Annotated in this window: 14 protein-coding genes; 9 read left to right on the forward strand and 5 right to left on the reverse strand. The window is 73.2% G+C overall.

The features are described 5' to 3' along the window. Window positions 1-93 precede the first annotated feature (93 nt). Window positions 94-1,788, reverse strand: a complete 1,695-nt coding sequence (locus KIH74_RS06475; RefSeq protein ID WP_214154857.1) for an ABC transporter substrate-binding protein — start codon at window positions 1,786-1,788, stop codon at window positions 94-96. A 283-nt stretch (window positions 1,789-2,071) separates the two neighbouring features. Between KIH74_RS06475 and KIH74_RS06480 the strand changes: the two genes are divergently transcribed. The 3 genes from KIH74_RS06480 (at window position 2,072) to KIH74_RS06490 (ending at window position 6,639) form a co-directional block, all read left to right on the forward strand. Continuing rightward, entirely contained in the window at window positions 2,072-3,319 is a 1,248-nt protein-coding gene (locus KIH74_RS06480) for an ROK family transcriptional regulator (RefSeq protein WP_214154858.1), read from the forward strand. A 48-nt stretch (window positions 3,320-3,367) separates the two neighbouring features. Next, window positions 3,368-5,527: an alpha-galactosidase gene (locus KIH74_RS06485; protein WP_214154859.1), complete on the forward strand. Its 2,160-nt coding sequence runs from the start codon at window positions 3,368-3,370 to the stop codon at window positions 5,525-5,527. A gap of 125 nt (window positions 5,528-5,652) precedes the next feature. Beyond that, entirely contained in the window at window positions 5,653-6,639 is a 987-nt protein-coding gene (locus KIH74_RS06490; protein ID WP_214154860.1) for a glycoside hydrolase family 26 protein, read from the forward strand. Here the strand turns inward: KIH74_RS06490 and KIH74_RS06495 are convergent. After that, window positions 6,612-7,499 (reverse strand): LacI family DNA-binding transcriptional regulator, encoded by an 888-nt coding sequence (locus KIH74_RS06495; protein WP_214154861.1) that lies wholly within the window; start codon window positions 7,497-7,499, stop codon window positions 6,612-6,614. The genes KIH74_RS06490 and KIH74_RS06495 overlap by 28 nt on opposite strands. 116 nt (window positions 7,500-7,615) lie before the next feature. On the opposite strand from KIH74_RS06495, the gene KIH74_RS06500 reads away from it, so the two are divergent. Both KIH74_RS06500 and KIH74_RS06505 read left to right on the forward strand, forming a co-directional pair. Further along, window positions 7,616-8,869 carry an ROK family transcriptional regulator gene (locus tag KIH74_RS06500; protein WP_214154862.1) on the forward strand — a complete coding sequence of 418 codons (1,254 nt, stop codon included), beginning with the start codon at window positions 7,616-7,618 and terminating at the stop codon, window positions 8,867-8,869. A 129-nt stretch (window positions 8,870-8,998) separates the two neighbouring features. Further along, window positions 8,999-9,280 (forward strand): DNA gyrase subunit A, encoded by a 282-nt coding sequence (locus tag KIH74_RS06505; protein ID WP_214154863.1) that lies wholly within the window; start codon window positions 8,999-9,001, stop codon window positions 9,278-9,280. A gap of 433 nt (window positions 9,281-9,713) precedes the next feature. On the opposite strand, the gene KIH74_RS06510 is transcribed toward KIH74_RS06505, so the two are convergent. The 3 genes from KIH74_RS06510 to KIH74_RS06520 all read right to left on the reverse strand — a co-directional run bounded on the left by KIH74_RS06510 (window position 9,714) and on the right by KIH74_RS06520 (window position 11,686). Beyond that, window positions 9,714-10,166 (reverse strand): hypothetical protein, encoded by a 453-nt coding sequence (locus tag KIH74_RS06510; protein WP_214154864.1) that lies wholly within the window; start codon window positions 10,164-10,166, stop codon window positions 9,714-9,716. 259 nt (window positions 10,167-10,425) lie between these two features. Next, a complete protein-coding gene (locus tag KIH74_RS06515) occupies window positions 10,426-10,947 on the reverse strand; it encodes an NUDIX domain-containing protein (RefSeq protein WP_214154865.1) in 522 nt (173 codons plus the stop codon). Further along, window positions 10,919-11,686, reverse strand: coding sequence for an NsdA family TPR-like regulatory protein (locus KIH74_RS06520; protein WP_214154866.1), 768 nt, complete (start codon window positions 11,684-11,686; stop codon window positions 10,919-10,921). The genes KIH74_RS06515 and KIH74_RS06520 overlap by 29 nt, the downstream gene beginning before the upstream one ends. A 270-nt stretch (window positions 11,687-11,956) precedes the next feature. On the opposite strand from KIH74_RS06520, the gene KIH74_RS06525 reads away from it, so the two are divergent. The 4 genes from KIH74_RS06525 to KIH74_RS37530 are packed head-to-tail and all read left to right on the forward strand — an operon-like array spanning window position 11,957 to window position 17,853. Continuing rightward, on the forward strand, window positions 11,957-13,783 hold the full coding sequence (locus tag KIH74_RS06525) for a GNAT family N-acetyltransferase (protein WP_214154867.1): 1,827 nt from the start codon (window positions 11,957-11,959) through the stop codon (window positions 13,781-13,783). Further along, window positions 13,776-14,759 carry a diiron oxygenase gene (locus KIH74_RS06530; RefSeq protein WP_214154868.1) on the forward strand — a complete coding sequence of 328 codons (984 nt, stop codon included), beginning with the start codon at window positions 13,776-13,778 and terminating at the stop codon, window positions 14,757-14,759. Before KIH74_RS06525 ends, KIH74_RS06530 begins: the two co-directional genes overlap by 8 nt. Further along, a complete protein-coding gene (locus KIH74_RS37525) occupies window positions 14,756-16,333 on the forward strand; it encodes an ATP-grasp domain-containing protein (RefSeq protein ID WP_214154869.1) in 1,578 nt (525 codons plus the stop codon). Before KIH74_RS06530 ends, KIH74_RS37525 begins: the two co-directional genes overlap by 4 nt. Beyond that, complete coding sequence (locus KIH74_RS37530; protein ID WP_214154870.1) at window positions 16,330-17,853, forward strand: MFS transporter; 1,524 nt, start codon at window positions 16,330-16,332, stop codon at window positions 17,851-17,853. The genes KIH74_RS37525 and KIH74_RS37530 overlap by 4 nt, the downstream gene beginning before the upstream one ends. Window positions 17,854-17,882: the final 29 nt, after the last annotated feature.

Consider the following 17,882-nt stretch of genomic DNA (forward strand, 5'->3'; position numbering starts at 1 on the left):
GACCGCCTTCCGACTGCTTCGTGCGAGCACAGGGGGTGCGGTGCGGCCCGGACGGGGCAGGGACGCCCGTCCGGGCCGGCCGCGAAAGGCGGTCTAGGACGCCGGCTTCAGCTGCTTGATGATGGCGGCGAAGTCGTTCTTCGACCACACCGCGGGCACCGCGTAGAGGTTGTCGGCGCTGGGCCAGCCCTCAAACTTCTTGATGCTCCACTCGCTGGTGGTGCCGCCGGTGAGGATCGGGATGTAGGGCATGTCCTCGACGATGGCCGTCTCGATCGTGTCCAGGTACGGCTGGCGGCCGGCGGTGTCGTCCTGCGGCAGCCGGCGCAGGGCCTTGATCGCTTCGTCGACCTCCGGGTCGGAGTAGCGGGACACGTTGTTGCCCGACGTCTTCCCGACCTTGGCGGTGGCCGTGGTGGCGAAGAAGTTGTTGTACACGTAGTACGGGTCGGGCGCCGAGCCCTGGTAGAGCGAGTCGATGGCCAGCTCGTACTTGCCCTGGGTCTTCTTCTCGGTCCACTCGTTCCAGGACGACTGCGACACCTTCAGCTCGATGCCGGCGGCCTTGAGCTGCTGGGCCATCGTCTGCACGGCGGTGATGTAGTCGGTCCAGCCGGTGACCACCTCGACGGTGACGGACAGTTTCTCGCCGCCCTTGGCGTAGATGCCGTCGCCGCCCTTGGCCCAGCCCGCGCCCTCCAGGTCCGCGGCGGCCGCGGCGACGTCGGCGGTCTCGGCGGCGACCGGCTCCTGGATCGAGGAGGAGATCATCTGCTTCTGGTTCGAGGTGAGCACGAAGGTCGGCGAGATCTCGGTGGCCGTGTTCTGGAAGGCCAGCGCGTTCAGCTGTTTCCGGTCGATCGCGTGGTAGATGGCCCGGCGCACGGCCGGGTCGGTCTGCGGGCCGGCGCAGCCGAGTTCCTCGTTGGAGCAGGTGAGCAGCGCCATCTGGCTCTGGTTGACGGTGAGCGAGTCGTAGCCCGGGTAGGTCTCGGCCACCTTGTCGATGTTCGGGACCGGGCCGGTCTGCCAGTCGATCGTGCCGGAGGCCACGCCGTCGGCGCCGGCGGTGTTGCCCGACAGCGACAGGAAGCGGACGGTCTTGATCGCCGGGACGTCGCCCCAGTAGTCCTCGTTGGCGACGTAGGTGAAGGCCTGGGCCTTGAACTCGCCGAGCTTGAGCGGCCCGGTGCCGACCGGATTCTCCATCACGTCGGTCTCCGGGTCGACGTCCTTCCACAGGTGCTCGGGCACGATGAAGGTGTTGCCGAGCACGTCCGGGCCCTGGGTGAAGGCCGGCTCGTCGAAGGTGAACACCACGTGGGTGTCGTCGGTGGCCTCGGCCGTGCCGTCGTAGCCGATCGAGTTGAGCGACTGGTGCTCGTTCAGGATGTTGAAGGTGAACACCACGTCGTCGGCCGTGAAGGCTTCCCCGTCGGTCCATTTCACGTCGTCGCGCAGGGTGACGGTGAGCTCGGTGCCGTCGTCGTTCCAGGAGTAGTCGGTGCCCAGCAGGGGCTCCGGCTCGCCGCTGCCGGCCTTGTTGATGAAGAAGAGCTGCTCGTAGATCGCCGCGCCCCCACCGATCTGGGTCGGCGAGAACGGGTTGAAGTTGATCTGGTAGTCACCGGACTGGCCGGTGTAGGCGACCAGGGTGGTGGTGCCGCCCCCCGAGCCCCCACCGGTGCCGCTGCTGCCCGAGCATCCCGCCGCGAGCAGGCCGATCGCGGCCAGAGCGGCCGCCGTTCTCAGGGCCCGGGCCCGGTCCGTCCGGGAGCGAGCCCTCATCGCGCTAAGGAACATCCTTGGTCCTTCCCGTCCACCGCCAGGGTCGTGACCGGCGGCTCGTCTCCCGCGACTCTGCGGTTGGGCGCAATTCTTACTTTACTAAATTTAGTGTGTCAATATAGGCGCGGGACATCGCGGCGGTGCTGTTCACCGGCGACAACCATGTCTTCCTCCTGCTCCACATCTGTCGTCCACCCCGACGACCACCCCGATGAACACCCTGACGAAACCACCGTGAAAAAGCTCTGATTCAGCCCTGCTTCACCTGTCCCGAGGGAGCGCTTTGGCAACGACGACACTCGCTTCCGTCCTCGACCTGATCCGCACCGCCGGCCCGATCAGCCGGGTGGAACTGGCCCAGCGAACCGGCCTGACCGCCGCCACCATCACCCACACCGTGCGCGACCTGCTCGGCGGCGGGCTGGTGCGCGAGGCCGGGCGCCGCCCCGGCGCCGTCGGCTCGCCCCGGCGTCTTCTCGACCTGGCACCGGACGCCTGGTACGCCGTGGGCGTTCAGCTCTCGCGCTGCGCGACCACCACCGTGATCACCGACTTCACCGGCCGCCGGCTGGTCAGCGCCCACTCCCCCGGTGTCGGCGACGGCCCGCCGGGCGACACCCTGACCGCCCTGGCCGCCCATGTCGAGCAGCTGCTCACCTCGGCCGCCGTCCCCCGGGAGCGGGTGCTGGGCCTGGGCCTGGTCACCCACGGACCGCAGGACCGCGAGCGCGGGATGATCCTGACCGCGCAGCCCACGCCGGCCTGGCAGCGTTTCCCGCTGGCCGGCACGCTGGCCGAACTGCTTTCTCTGCCGGTGCTTCTGGAGAACGACGCCACGGCGGCGGCGGTGAGCGAGCGGTGGACGGGAACGGTGGACGTGCGCACGTTCGGGGTGGTCTGGGTGGGCGGCGGCATCGGTGGCGGGGTGGTGATCGACGGTGAGGGGTTCGGTGGGGCGGGCGCGAACCCGGTGGAGATCGGGCATGTTCCGCTGGACCCGGCCGCGACGCTGTGCGCGTGCGGAAACCGGGGGTGCGCGGAGGTGACGGCCGGGCCGGCGGCGGTGGTGGCGCAGGCGGCGGCCGATCCGCTGGAGCGGGTGCGGCTGCGGTTGTCGGGCCACCCGGACGACACGCTGACCGACTTCGAGCGGCTGGCGGTGGCCGCCGAGCGGGGCGACGACCGGGCGTCGCGGTTGCTGCGGGCGTCGGCGGAGCGGCTGGCCGACGCGGTGGTCACGATGATGAACCTGTTCGACCTGGACACGGTGGTGCTGTCGGGCCCGGCGCTGGTGACCGCGGGGCCGGTGTACGCCGAGGCGGCCACCCGGGCGGCGGGGCGCGGGGCACTGGCCCGGTTGCTGCGCCCGGTGCGGGTTCTGGTGTCGCCGGACGCCGGGACGGCGGCGGCGGTGGGTGGGGCGCTGGTGGTGCTGCGCTCGCCGCTGGTGCACGCCGAGCCCCGGGGGACGACGCCGGGAGACACCGCGCGCCCGGTGGGGACCGCGCGCCCGAAGGCACCCGCACCCTGAAACGGCCTGCTGGCCATGACCATCCATCACGATCGCGAAGGAGCACGTGTGCACACCAGTCTGCTGCGCCGCGACGGCGTCGCCGTCATCGTCCGGCATCCCGAGGAGGGTCCGCCGGTCGTCCAGCACTGGGGCGCCGACCCGGGTGAGCTGGACCCGGCGGACCTGGACGAGCTGCTCGCCGCCGACGAGCGCCAGACCCCGCCGGGCACGCTCGACGCGGCCTGGCGTCCGGGTCTGCTGCCGGTGGAGCCGGACGGCTGGCCGGGACGACCAGGGACGCTGCTGGCGCGGGACGGGGTGGCGCTGGTGCCGCGCTGGGAACCGGTGGAGGTGAGCGGCGGGGAGCACGAGCTGGTGGCCCGGCTGCGGGACCGGCGGGCCGGCCTGGGGCTGAGCATCCGGCTGCACCTGGAACCGGGTGGTCTGCTGGGGGTTTCGCACACGCTGAGCTCCGACAGCACCGACAGCTCTGACGCCGCCCCGGTGGAGGTGCAGTGGCTGGAACCGACGCTGCCGGTACCCACCCGGGCGGACGACGTCCTGACCTTCTCCGGCCGCTGGACCCGCGAGAAGGTGCCCCGGCCGTCACCTCTGGGCCGGGGGTCGCTGGCCCGGCAGACCCGCCGCGGGCGGCCCGGGCACGACCAGCCGTGGCTGCTGGCGCTGTCGGACGGGCCGGTCCGCAACCGCTCCGGCGAGGTCTGGGCGGTGCACCTGGCCTGGAGCGCCGACGTCACCTACCGCACCGACCGGCTGCCCGACAACCCGACGCTGCTGGGGGCCGGGGAACTGCTGCGCCCGGGCGAGATCGTGCTGCGGCCGGGCGAGGCGTACTCCTCGCCGACGGCCTGGTTCGCCTGGTCGGACGAGGGGCTGGACGGCGTCACCGGCCGGTTCCACCGCTACCTGCGCTCGCGGTCGCGGCATCCGCGCACGCCCCGGCCGCTGGTGCTGAACACCTGGGAGGCAGTCTATTTCGACCACGACCCGGCCACGGTGGTACGGCTGGCCGAGCGGGCGGCGGAGATCGGGGTGGAGCGGTTCGTGCTGGACGACGGCTGGTTCCCGGCCCGTCGTGACGACACCCGAGGCCTGGGTGACTGGTCGGTGGACCGCGGCGTGTGGCCGGACGGGCTGGAGCCGCTGGCCGCCCGGGTGCGGGAGCTGGGCATGCAGTTCGGGTTGTGGTTCGAGCCCGAGATGGTCAGCCTGGACTCGGATCTGGCCCGCGCCCACCCGGACTGGCTGCTGCACGACCCGGCGCAGGTGCCCTCGCCGCAGGGGCTGTCGTGGCGCACGCAGTACGTGCTCGACCTGGCCCGGCCGGCGGCGTACGACTATCTGCTGGAGCGGATGAGCGGTCTGGTCGCCGTCCTCGATCTGGCCTTCATCAAATGGGACCACAACCGCGACCTGGTGGACGCGAGGCACGAGGGGCGGCCGGGCGTCCATGAACAGACCCGGGCGGCGCTGCGGCTGATGGCCGAGCTGAAGTCGCGTCATCCCGGGCTGGAGATCGAGTCCTGTTCCTCCGGCGGGGCCCGCTGCGACCTGGGTGTGATCGAGGTGGCCGACCGGGTGTGGGCCAGCGACTCCAACGACGCGGTGGAACGGCAGGACATCCAGCGCTGGACCGAGCTGCTGCTGCCGCCGGAGCTGATCGGCGCGCACGTGGGCCCGCCCACGGCGCACAGTTCGGGGCGCACGGTGGACCTGTCGTACCGGCTGGCCACCAGCCTGACCGGATCGGCCGGGTTCGAGTGGAACGTGCTGGAGTGCGACGACGCGCAGGTGCAGCGGCTGCGGGCCTTCGCCGGGCTGTACCGCGAGCTGCGGGGGCTGCTGCACACCGGTTCCGTCGTCCATACCGATGTGCGTGACCCGGCGCTGCGCGTGCGGGGCGTGGTCGCTCCCGACGCGGGTGCCGGGGTCTGGACGGTGGCCACGGTGGCGTCGCTGGAGGACGCCCGTCCCGAACCGGTGCGCCTGCCGGGGCTGGACCCGCGGCGCCGTTACCGGGTGCGGGTGCGGGACGAGGTGGGCGCGGCCCGCTGGGGCTGGGTCACGCCGCCGTGGCTGGAGCGCGGTGAGGTGGTGCTGACCGGGCGGGCGCTGGGCACGATCGGGCTCCAGATCCCGGCGCTGTGGCCGCAGCAGGCCCTGGTGCTGCACGTCACCGCGGTGGAGCGGGAGGCGCACGGCTGATGTCCCCCTTCCGGGTGGAACGCCGGTTGCCGGGCGCGAGCTGATCTTTCGGGACGCCGAAGGGTCTGGATCGGTCCGATCCTCAGGCGATCCCGGGCAGTTCCGCCGGGGGAACAGGAGTTCCCATGCGACGCGTCCATCCGGTCAGCGTGGCGGTGGCCGCTCTGGCCACCGCCACGGCGCTGGTGGCGGGCAGCGCCTTCGTGAACAGCGCGGCGGCGGATCCGGCGGCAGCGCCGGGGTACGCGTCCGGGATGCCGTGGAGCGACGGCGGTTTCTTCCAGCACTCCGGGCAGGCGGCGGACGACTTCGCCGCCTGGCGGGGCGCCCCGGTGGACAACGTCGAGGCCTACACCGACCGCTCCAGCTGGCCGGCGCAGCTCAATCCGTGGTGGGCGGGTTCGGTTCCGTCCACGTTCCGGGCCGAGCGGGACGACTTCATCCTGTCGGTGCCCCTGTGGACCGACGACGGGGACGAGGGCAGCAACCACGACTGGCATGAACTGGGCGCCGAGATCGCCGCCGTCGACCCGGACGCCCTGGTGCGGCTGGGCTGGGAGATGAACTGCTGCTACTCGCACGCCACCGACGCCGCGCACTGGAGGGAGCAGTTCTCCCGGGCGGTCACGCAGCTGCGCCGGCGCGCGCCGGGCCTGAGGATCGTGTTCAACCCGAACGTCGGCCCGGCCCAGAACGGCACCGAGCCGAAGGTCGAGAGCCTGTACGTGGAGGGCAAGGTCGACGTCGTCGCGATCGATGCCTACGACTGGTACGAGCCGTACACCAGCATGGCCGCCATCGAGGCGCACCTCACCCAGGACTACGGCTGGGACTACTGGTACGACTTCGCCCGCGAGCGCGGACTGCCCTTCGGGGTGGGCGAGTTCAGCGTCTACTCGGGCTCTTCCGCGTCGGGCGGCGACAACCCGCGGTTCTTCGAGGCGGTCTACGGCTGGCTGGAGCGGCGGGAGGCCGCGGACCCGGGGTCGATCCGGTTCGTCTCGTTGTTCGACGACGGGTCGGCGTACTGCGGGTGCGCGGTGTCGGACAGCCAGAACCCCCTGGCCGGCGCGGCCTACCGGGCTCAGCTCGCGCGGATCCGGGGGTGGTGAGGCTCATCCCCCACCGCGGCCGTCGACGCCCGCGCCACCACCTGCGCCACCGGCGGCGTCTCCACCACGGGCGTCCCGCCGCCGACCGCCCGCAGCAGCAGCCCGGCCGTGAGCACGCCGAGCTCGTGCACGTCGCGGCTCACCACCGACAGCGGTGGGTGGCAGATCCGGCTGTTCGCGGAGTCGTCCCAGGCCAGGATGGACACGTCCTGCGGCACCCGCAGCCCCCGGCGCAGCACCTCGCGCACCCCGGCCACGGCCATCAGGTCGTTGTCGTACACCACCGCGGTGGGACGCGGCGCGGCGTCGAGCAGTTCGCCGGTGAGCGACGCGCCGGAACCGGCCCCGTAGTCCCCCTCCCGCCGCAGGCCCTGACCGCCCGCCGCGGCGACGGCCTCGGCGAACGCCGTGGCGCGGGCCCGGGTGTGGCGGTAGCGCTGCGGGCCGGAGACCCAGCCGATGTCGCGGTGTCCCAGGCCGGTGAGATGCTCCACGGCGGCGCGCATCGCCCCGGCGTTGTCGTAGTCGACCACCCACTCCCCCGACGCCGGGTCGCCCCCGATGTGGACGGCGGGAAGACCGAGCTGGGCGCACACCGCCTGCCGGGGGTCGCCGTCGACCAGGTCGGACACCACCACCGCGTCCACCAGGCCCTCGTCCGCCCAGCGCCGGTAGGCCAGGATCTCGGCGTCCAGGTCGGGCACGACGTGCAGGAACACCGTGCCGTCGTGCCGGTCGAGCTCTTCCTCCAGGCCGGCCAGCAGATCGGCGTAGAACGGTTCCAGGCCCCCGTCGTCGTCCATCGACAGCAGGGCCATCCCGACCCTCGGGCCGGGTCCGCTCACCACGCCTGAACTCATGCCGCCAGCATCGCACGCACCCGCGTCCCACCCGCCGCGCCGGGAAAACCGTGCGGGAGGACGACGGCGGGCGTGTCATGCTTTGGCCCGTGTACGGAGCGGACGCGGGGCCTGGCATGCAGAAGCGACCCCGCAGAACCCCCCGCACCGCCACCCGGCGCCAGATCCTCGACCTGATCCGCACCCGGGCGCCGATCAGCCGGGTCGAGCTCGCCGAGATCACCGGTCTCACGCCGGCCGCGATCACCCACGCCGTCCGTTCCCTGCTCGACGAGGGCCTGGTGGAGGAAAGCGGGCTGCGTGAGCGCACGGGCGGCAAACCCCGTGTGATGCTGACCATCTCGCCGCGCGCCCGGTGCGCCGTCGGGGTGCAGCTGGGCGCCGACTGGATCGTCGTGGTGATCACGGACGCCCGCGGCGCGGTGGTCGGGCGCGTCCGCGCGCGCGGTGCCCGCCAGCACGAGCCGGCCGCGGTGGTCTCCACCGTCGCCGCCCACGTGGACACGCTGCTGCGGGCCACCGCGATCGGCCCCGACCAGCTGATCGGGGTGGGGCTGGCGGTGCCCGGCACGATCGACCTGGAGGCCGGGGCGATCCGGGCCTCGCGCACCCTGCCGCGCTGGGGTGGGCATCCGGTGCGCGACGCGCTGTCGCGGGCTCTGGGCCTGCCGGTGGTGATGGACACCGATGCCACCGCCGCCGCGGTCGGCGAGTACTGGAGCGGGCGCACGGCCGCGGCGTCCGCGCACTGCACCCTGTACATGGGCGCCGGGATCGGGGCCGGGTTCATCCTGGCCGGCGCGGTGCACCGCGGCGCCGGTGGCAACCCGGGCCCGCTGGGGCGTCTGCACCTGCACCGTTCCGGCCGCGATCCCGGGCCGGCGCTGGAAGACCTGGCCGCACCACACGCGGTGGCCGGCCGGGCCCGCGCCGCCCTGGCCGCGGGCCGCGCCTCGGCGATCACGCTGACCGACGACGGCGACCCGTTCCGCGACTTCGGCATGGTCGCCTCCGCCGCGGTGCACGGCGACCCGCTGGCGCTGGAGCTGGTCGGGGAGTCGGCGCACTACCTGGCCGACGCCGTGGTCACGGTGGCCGACCTGCTCGACATCGACTCGCTGGCGCTGGCCGGGCCGTCGTTCAGCACGGCCGGGTCGCTGTACGTGGCCGTGCTCGAGAACCGGCTCCACAGCGACCTGTACGCGGCCGGCAGCCAGGGGATGACCGTCACCCTGGCCGCCCACATCGCCGACGCGGCGGCCGTGGGGGCCGCCGCCCTGGCCTTCCACGAGGACCCGGGGGCCGGGCCCCTGGCCCGGCCGGTGCGGGCGCCCACCTCGGCGGCTGCATCCTCACCGATGGGGGCCTGAGCTCGCGGGGACACCTTGCGTGGTGGCGGGTTTCGTCTCCGTGACGACGAGAGCCCGATCAGCCCCTCGCGACCGCGTCCGGCGGCGCTCCGGTTGGACGGCGGGCCCCAAGCACGAAAGAGTGACGCCGTGAACGAGACGGACATCGCCGAGGCCAGGCAGCGACTGCACATCCTGCGGGGTTTCGAAGTAGCCATGAGCCGGCGCGACGAGGTCTTCGAGACCGTCGAGGCCGCAGCGGACGCCGACGAGGCCCGCACCAAACTGTCCGAGCGGTTCGACCTCTCGGAACACCAGGCCCAGGCGGTGCTCAGCCTCCAGATCAGCCAGTGGAGCACCGGGATGCGCGAATGGCGCACGGCCGAGATCGCCCGCTGCGAGGAGCTGCTCAAGGGCGCCGACCCGGCCTGACCGGCATACCGCGAGGCCCGGGCGAACTCTCGCTCCGGGCTGCGCGTGTGCACCCAGACACCCTGCGCGACAGTCGCTCCCGCGCGAGGAATGTGAGGGTGGTCACGAACACCCGCGCACGGTGCGTTCGGCCGGGTTCGGGCCGGGGCACCGCCCTGGTGGACGACGTGGGCGGGCAGCGGGCAGCCGGGTGAAAAACCCGCTGCACCGGCACAAGCCGGGCGGAGAGGCTTGCGCCCCCACCGCACTCCCCCAGGACCCTCCTGCCGGCCGCCGTCCGGACCAGGCCACCGTCACCGTCTTCGCCTCCCCCGGCAGCTGGATCGAGACTTCTGCGCTCGACCAGTGCCACCAGGACTCCGCCTTGCCGGCATGCCCGACCGGCATCCGGCAAGGGCGCCCCAATCGGCGCCGCCATGCGCTCCAGCATTCTCTACCCCCACCTGGTGGGTAATGACATCGGCTGCGGCATCGCGGTTTCCCGCTGCCCCTGCTCAAGCTCGCACCCGAACAGCTGGCCGGGCGCTTTCCCGATCTCGACCGGGCCGTGACTCCCGAGGGCGAGGCTCTGGAGCAGATTCAGGCCATGAGCGCCCCGACCGACTGACCGGCTGACCGGCTTCGGAACCGTCCGCCGCGTAAACCATTTCGTCGAGCTGGCCAGGGTCGGCGAGATCCAGCCCGGTGAGCTCGCGGCCACGCACGCCGACTGGCTGGCTTGCGCCACGGCGACCTGGTGCTGATCGTGCACAGCGGCTCCTGCGGCATCGGCGAGCGCGCCCTGCGCTCGCATACCGAGCAGCACGGCGAGCAGCACGGCGAGCAGCACGGCGAGCAGCACGGCGAGCAGCACGGTGCCGGCACCGGCGCCTACCTGGCCGCCCACGACGCCGCGGTGCGCGCACCGCAACCGCCGGACCGTCGCCGAGCGGGTGGGGTCTGCTACCAGCGCGCCTCGGCAACGCCGTGGTGGACCTGCGCCACAACCAGGTCGAGGTGCGCGAGGGCATCTACCTCCACCGCAAGGGCGCCGCCCCGGCGACGGCCGCGACGTGCTGGTGGCCGGCACCCGCGACATCTTGCGCCCCGCGCCGTGGGAAAGCTGGACTCGAATTACTGCCCACGGCAATGTTAGACGGATCCGATCAGGCCGGACGTCCATCGATGAGATATGCGGTCCGGCCCGATCCGAGGGCGCTCCAGGCGGCCGCGAGCCGTGTACGAAGGGCTTCTTTCAATCGGCCTTCGGCCTGGTCGATGGGGAAGAACCTGGCGCTCAGGATCTCCGCGTCGTGCGGGCGCAAATCGTCCAGACCGGCGCCATGGTCGGCCACTACTGCTGCGAAGACGAATGCCAGGAGGTCGTCCCAGGGCCCATGGGGGCTCACCCAGTCCAGGCACAGCAGTTCCTGGATCGTGATGCTCAGCCCGAGCTCTTCTTGCAACTCCCGGATGGCGGCCTCGTGGGGCGGCTCGTTCGCCTCGGCCATGCCCCCTGGTAGATCCCATCCGGGCTTGTAGCTCGGCTGTACCAGGAGGACGCGGTTCTGGCTGTCTCGGATTAGGACGTCTGCGCTGACGCGTTTGCGGGCCTGCTTGGCATTTCCTTCGGCCAGCAGGGCGTTCCACGCCGTGGGGTCAGTCTTGTACAGAGGCTCGTCCGCCATCGTGGTTTGCCTCTCCGCGCCGCTGAATCGCCTGTCGTGCCCGCCTAGCGACGTACCGGTCCAGCAGAGGCAGCACGCGGCCCACCGATCGGCTTCGCTGTTCGTAGGGTCGCATCAGAGCGCCCAGGGCGCGAATTTCGGTGGTGACGACGGCGGAGTCGAGAGTGCCGGCCTCGATGAGCATGTGCTCGCAGACGGCACATGCGTGATCAAGCTCCTTGCGGAGCATCAAGGTCTTGATCAAGGCTGCCTGCCCCAGGGCCCGGCTGCGCGTGCCCGGGGCCGGTCGGAGCAGGAGGACGGTCTGCGCTTCGGCTTGCGCCTGGACGACCGTACCGACGAGAAAGCAGCACCGGATGGCTTCAGCAGCAAGGGATCCATGGTCGAAGGGACTGATCCATGCCGATGTTGCCCCCTGCGGCGGGTCGTCCAAGCGTTCGCGTGCTGCCTCCAGCAGCGCATCAGCCTGGCCTCTCTGTCCGAGGGCGGCTCGCGCTCGGGCATGCATGGCCAACAGCCGTGCTTCCAGCGGCGGGTGAGGCTGTGATCGTTTCAAGAGGTTCAGGCCCTGCACGGCATGGACCAGGCCGTCTTCGGGATGTCCCTCGTAGGAGCCGAGAGGGACTGCCCCCAAGCCGGTCGGCTCGATCGTGATCTGCGGCGACAGACGGCTGCTGTTCGAGGGGCGCCCTCGGCCTACAAGCGCATCGAGCGGGTGGCCAAAGACCTGGTCACCCACGAGCTGGCCACGCCGGTCACCACCACGGTGCCGATCATCACCTACAAGACCCAGGACGCCGGTCGCCGGCGCCGATGCCCGGCGCCGGGATGCGCGGCTTCGTCGTCCACCCGTGGGCCCCCGGTGAGAGAATCACCCGCCGAAAAGGCTTGCCCGGCACTCGGATCTCCCTCCCCGAAGCTACCTCGGGGTAAGACCGGCGGGTCATGTATCCGGGGCCGGGTCCGGCCGCTCTCCCTCGCCGAACAGTCGATCGCGAGGGGGAACCAGGTGTCCACAGTCCTGCTCATCACCGGGTCGGCCGGGCCCACGGTGGATTACACGCTGCCGAAGGTGGCGGCGGTCGCGGACGTCGTGCTGCTGCCGCTGACCCCGCTGCCGGCCGGTCTGCGGTTGCCCGCCGGGGTCCGGGTGACCGGGGCGGACGAGACGGCCAGGATGCGCGGGCCGGGCCTCGTCGGCCGGCTCGTCGATCTGGCCCGGACCTACCGGGTGGACGGCATTCTCACGTTCTCCGAGTACAGCGTGGTGGCCGCGGCCCGGGCGGCCGGGCAGCTCGGGCTGCCGGGAGCGGGTCGCCATGCCGTGCTCGCCCGGGACAAACTGCTCATGCGGGAACGCTGGGCGCGGGCCGGGGTGCCGGTGCCGCGCTTTCGCGGGGTGGACGGGCCGGAGGAGATCGAGCAGGCGCTGGCCGACTTCGGTGAGCCGGTGCTGCTGAAGACGCGCCTGGGCTGCGGATCGCTGGGGCAGGTGGTGGTGCGGGACCCGGCCCAGGCCCGGGACGCCTGGGCGGCGGCCCGGGGCGCGGTCGCGGTGGCGGACGCCGACCTGGACGTGGACGCCTGCCGTGACCTGGAGATGACCGGGCTGATGGTGGAGACGCTGATTCCCGGCAGCACCCGGTCCTGGTACGGGAGCGAGGGTTACGGCGACTACCTGAGTGTGGAGGGGCTCGTGGTCGGGGGTGAGTGGCGGCCGGTGTGCATCACCGGGCGGCTGCCCACGATCGAGCCGTTCACCGAGCTGAGCAACCAGGCACCGTGCGCGCTGCCGGCCGATCGTCAGCGGATCGTGGAAGACGCGGCGCGCCGGGCCGTGGAGGCCCTCGGGCTGGAGACCTGCGGCACGCACACCGAGATGAAACTGCTGGACGGCCAGGAGGTCTGCCTGCTGGAGACGGCGGCCCGGCCGGGCGGCGCGGCGATCGCCCGGCAGGTGGAGGCGGTGTTCGGGGTGGACCTGGTGACGCAGCTGACCCACGCGGTGCTGGGCGAGCCGGTGGACCTGCCGGAGCGGATGCTGACGGCCGGCACAGTAACCAGCACCGGAACCAGCACCGGATCAGGCGTCGGGGCGGCTGCCTCGGTGGCGTTGCTGGCCACCGACTCGGCGGGCCGGCCGTGGGGCACCCGGCCGCCGTTCGAGCCGGCCCGGGTGGACTGGTCGCCGATGCTGTCGCCGGGCAGCCGGATCCGGGTGGTCTCCGGCATCACCCCGGGCACACCGATGCCGGCGTACGAATCGGCCGACGGGGTACGTAATTTCGCCGGCCTGGCGTTTCTGGAGGCGGACGACGCGGCGACGCTGCTGCGCGACACCTACGCCGTGCTGGACGGCCTGGAGCAGGCACTGGGCGCGGTGGCCGGGCAGGTCGACGAGTTCACGGCCGACAGGTTCGGCGCCGAGGGATTCAGCGCCGACGGGTTCCGGGTGGCCGACGAGGTGCCCTCGGCCGAGGAGACCGCCGAGCTGTTCGGCGCGGCGGGACTGAACGGGCCGCTGGACGACCTGCCCCGGCTGGAGCGGATGCTCAGCACCGCGCAGCAGGTGATCACGGCCCGGGCGCCGGGCGGTCAGCTGGTCGGGCTGGTGCGGGTGCTGACCGACTTCGGGTTCAACGCCTTCATCGCGGACCTGGCCGTGCGGCCCGGCTGGCAGCGCCGGGGCCTGGGCACCCGGCTGGTCAGCACGGCGGTGCGCGACCAGCCGGGGGTGAAGTTCGTGGTGCAGCCCGGGCACGACTCCGGGGCCTTCTGGCGGAAACTCGGCTTCGACCCGGCCCCGACCTGCGTGGTGCGTGGACGCCGTGGCTGAGGGCCTGCCCGCCTTCCGGCCCCTGGACGGCTGGTACGACCGGGCCGGGGTGCGGCACGACCCGCACCGCCGGGTGACGGAGCCGGATCCCGGGCCGGGGCAGGACTTCTTTCCCCGGCACCTGATGCCGCACACCACGCACCCGCTGGTCCAGGCGCTCGCCCCGCAGCGGGTGCGCGAGCTGGAGGCCCGCCACCTGTACCAGTACCTGAGCTTCACGGCGCATTTCGAGACGCGGGTGGTGAACCGGGCGGCCCTGCACATCGCCGAGGACGGGTCGGGGGTGCGGGTGGGCACCGCGGCCCGCGCCGACGCCCTGAAGATCTACACCGACGAGGGCTACCACGCGCTCTACAGCCTGGACCTGGTCGCCCAGCTGGAGGCCGCCACCCGGATCCCGGCGCTGCGTCACGACTTCCGGCCGTTCCTGGCCCGGCTCGACCTCGTCGGTGAGCAGGCCCTGCCGGGCCGGGCGGTGCTGGCGCAGCTGCTCCAGGTGGTGGTGTTCGAGACGCTGGTGACCTCGATCCTCAGCGCCGTGCCGGCCGATCCGCAGGTGCTCGGCGTGGTGCGGGAGACCGTGGCCGACCATGCCCGCGACGAGGGACGTCACCACGCCTACTTCTCCGCGTTCTTCCGTGAGCTGTGGGCCGGGCTCGGCCCGGCCGAGCGGGCGGCGGCCGCGCGCTGCCTGCCCGCTCTGGTGCGGCGCAGCCTGGAACCGGAGCTGACCGCGCACCGGGCCGCGCTGCTGGCCGCGGGCCTGACGGCGGCCCGGGTGCGCACCGTGCTGGCCGAGAGCTACCCGGCCGAGGGGACGGACGCCCGGATCGCCGCCGACGCCCGGCACACGGTGCGGTTGTTCCGCGACTGCGGGGTGCTCGAGCAGCCCGGCGCCCTGGACGCTTTCGCGAGCGCCGGGCTGGTGGGCGACCTGACCGACGACCTGGCCGACGACCTGGAGGGGGTTCGATGAGCGAGCGTCCGGTGCTGCTGCTGGTGGGCAGCGGGGAGCGCTGGTACCGGGAGTACCTGCTGGCCGGGGCCGCGGCCCGGCACGAGGTGTGGCTGCTGGAGAGCGGACCGGTCGGCTGGCAGCGTCCCTACCTGGCCGGTCATGACCGGGTCGACGTCACGGACCCGGCGGAGCTGCTGCGCGCCGCACGCCGTCTGCCCGCCGGGCGGCCGGCCGCCGGGGTGCTGTGCTGGGACGAGGCGCTGATCCACCCGGCGGCGATCCTGGCCGAGGCTCTGGGGCTGCCCGGCCCGGGGGCGGACGCGATCGGGCGCTGCCGCGACAAGGCCGCCACCCGGGAGTGCCTGTCCCGGGCCGGGGTTCCGCAGCCGGCCAGCACGGTGGTGGGGTCGCCGGGCGAGGCCCGGGCGGTGGCCGGGGCGATCGGGTACCCGGTGGTGCTGAAGCCGCGCGGGCTGGGTGCCAGTCAGGGGGTGCGGCGGGCGGACGGCCCGCACGACCTGGCCGGCGCCTACCGTGACGCCGCGACCGCCTTCCACCCGGGCGTCCCGGTGCACGAACGGGGTGTGCTGGTGGAGGAGTACCTGGACGGGCCGGAGGTGAGCGTCGACTCGGCGGTGACCGGGGGCGTCGTCACCCCATTGACCCTGGCCCGCAAGGAGATCGGGCTGGCCCCGTACTTCGAGGAGACCGGTCACCTGGTGCGGGCGGCCGATCCCCTGCTGCGCGACCCGGTGCTGCTCAGCATGCTGCGCAAGATCCACGCCGCCCTCGGGATCGGCAGCGGGATGACCCACGTGGAGCTGCGGCTGACCGCGTCCGGGCCCCGGGTGATCGAGGTGAACGGACGTCTTGGCGGCGACCTCATCCCCTTCCTCGGCCGGCTGGCGCACGGTGTCGACCACGGCCGGGTGGCCGCCGAGGTCGCTCTCGGCCTACCGCTCTCGACGGAGACGACGCCGGGACGGCCGCGAGGGCGCACGGCCGGTATCCGGTTCCGCTACCCGGAGCGGGACTGCCGGGTGCGTGAGGTGCTGCTGCCTGCGGTGCCGGGCGGGACGGTGGACGCCCGGGGGAACGGTGCGGTGGACGCCTCGGGAAACCGTGTGGGGGACGCCCTGGGAAACCGTGCGGTGGACGCTTCGGGGAACCGTGTGGTGGGCGGCCAGCCGGAGGGCGCGGCGCCGGTGGGCGGAGCGGATGGCGCAACGGGCGGGGCGAGTCGCTCAGCGGGCGGAGCGGTGGGCGCCGTGGTGCGCCTGGACGCCCTGGCCGAACCGGGTGAGGTGGTGCGGCTGCCGCCACGGCAGTACGCCACCCGGTACGCGGCGGTGGTCTGCGTGGCCGACGACGCGGATACCTGCGACCGGTTGCTGACCGAGGTCGCCGGTGGAATCGCGCTGGTGGCGGACGTTCTCGAGGATGAGCCGATGCCGGCGACGGTTTCAGCGGGTGTCTCGGGGGCGGACGTCCGGGGGAGGACGCCGGTGGAGGCGCCCGGTTCCCGGCTCGCCTCGGGGGCGACGCGGGTGGACGCGGCGGTGTCCCTGCCGGGCCCGGGGGTGGCACCGTGAACGGGGTGCGGGCGGCGGTGACGGCCCTGCCCGCCCACTGCCGTCTGCTGGTGGTGGGGGTGGCGATCAACCGGCTGGCGTCGTTCGTTGAGTTGTTCGCGGTGCTGTGGCTGGTCGGCAGAGGCGACTCGGCGGCCGCGGCCGGGCTGGCGCTCACCGCCTTCGGCGCCGGGACGGTGGCGGGGGTCATGCTCGGCGGCGTCCTGACCGAGAGGCTCGGGAACCGCTGGTGCATCGCTCTTTCCATGCTGACGACCGGCGCCGGCACGGCCGCGCTGCCGTTCGCGCCGGACCTCGTCCTGCCCGGCCTGCCCGGGCTTTCGGCGGTGATCGGGCTGTGCGGCCTGCTGGGGGCGACGACGCAGCTGTTCCGGCCCGCCGCGATCGCGGCGCTGGCGGCCGCCGCTCCCGCCCGCGACCTGGTGCTGGTGACGGCGGGCTACCGGTTCGGGCTCAACGTCGGGGCCATGCTCACCCCCCTGCTCGGCACCGTCCTGGCCGCCTGGAGCTGGACCGCCCTGTTCCTCGTGGACGCCGCGGCGTCACTGGTCTTCGGCGCCATCGTTCTGGTGACGATGCCCGCGGACCGGCTCCGCTCCCCCACCCCCGTGGCCGGTGACCCCGCGACCCCGCCCGGCGGGCCCGCGTCCCCCGTCGGTGACCCGGCCCGCGCGCTCGGCGACCCGACAGCGTCACCCCGCACCACGGCGTCCCCCGTCGGCAACCTGACCCACGCCCACGGCGACCCGGGGCCCGTGGCCGGCACAGCGGCGTCCCTCGTTGGCGACCCGCCCCACGCCCACGGCGACCCGGCGGCGTCACCCCGCACCACGGCGTCCCCCGTCGGCGACCCGACCCGCGCCCACGGCGACCCGGGGCCGGTCGCCGGCGTAGTGGCGTCCCCGGTTGGTGACCTGAGCGACCTCGCCGGACGGGTTGCGCGGCAGGCGCCGGTGGCGAGACCTTCGCGGGACCGGGCTTTTCGACGCGTGGCGCTCGGGTTGCTGCTGATCGCGGCGGTGGAGGTGCAGTACGTGGCCACCCTGCCGCTGGAGGTGCGGCGGCAGGACCTGCCCGACCAGGTGTACGCGCTGCTGGTGGCCCTGAACGGGCTGCTGGTGATCGCCGTCGAGCCCGCCCTCACCAGCAGACTGCGGGACTGGACGCCGCGGCGCTCGCTGATCGTGGGGATCGTGCTGATCGGTGCGGGTATCGCGGCGTACGGTCTTCCGGGGGGTGTGGCCGTGCTGTTCCTGGCCACCCTGATCTGGACCGCCGGGGAGATGATCGGCGCCCCGGCGGCCGGGGCCTACCCGGCGCTGGTGGCCCCGCCGTCGGCCCAGGCCCGCTACCTGGCGCTGGCGGGTGGGGCGCAGGGGGCGGGGGCCGCGATCGGGCCGGTGCTCGGGGTCGCGGTCTGGACGCTGGCACCCGCCGCCTGCTGGATCGCGTGCGTGGTGACGGGGGTGGTCGCGGCCGGGCTGATCGGGTCGGGGGCGCGGGATGTGGTGACGGCGTGAACGGCACACCGATGGCACACCCTTGGCAC

The organism is Kineosporia corallincola, assembly GCF_018499875.1.
GTDB lineage: Bacteria > Actinomycetota > Actinomycetes > Actinomycetales > Kineosporiaceae > Kineosporia > Kineosporia corallincola.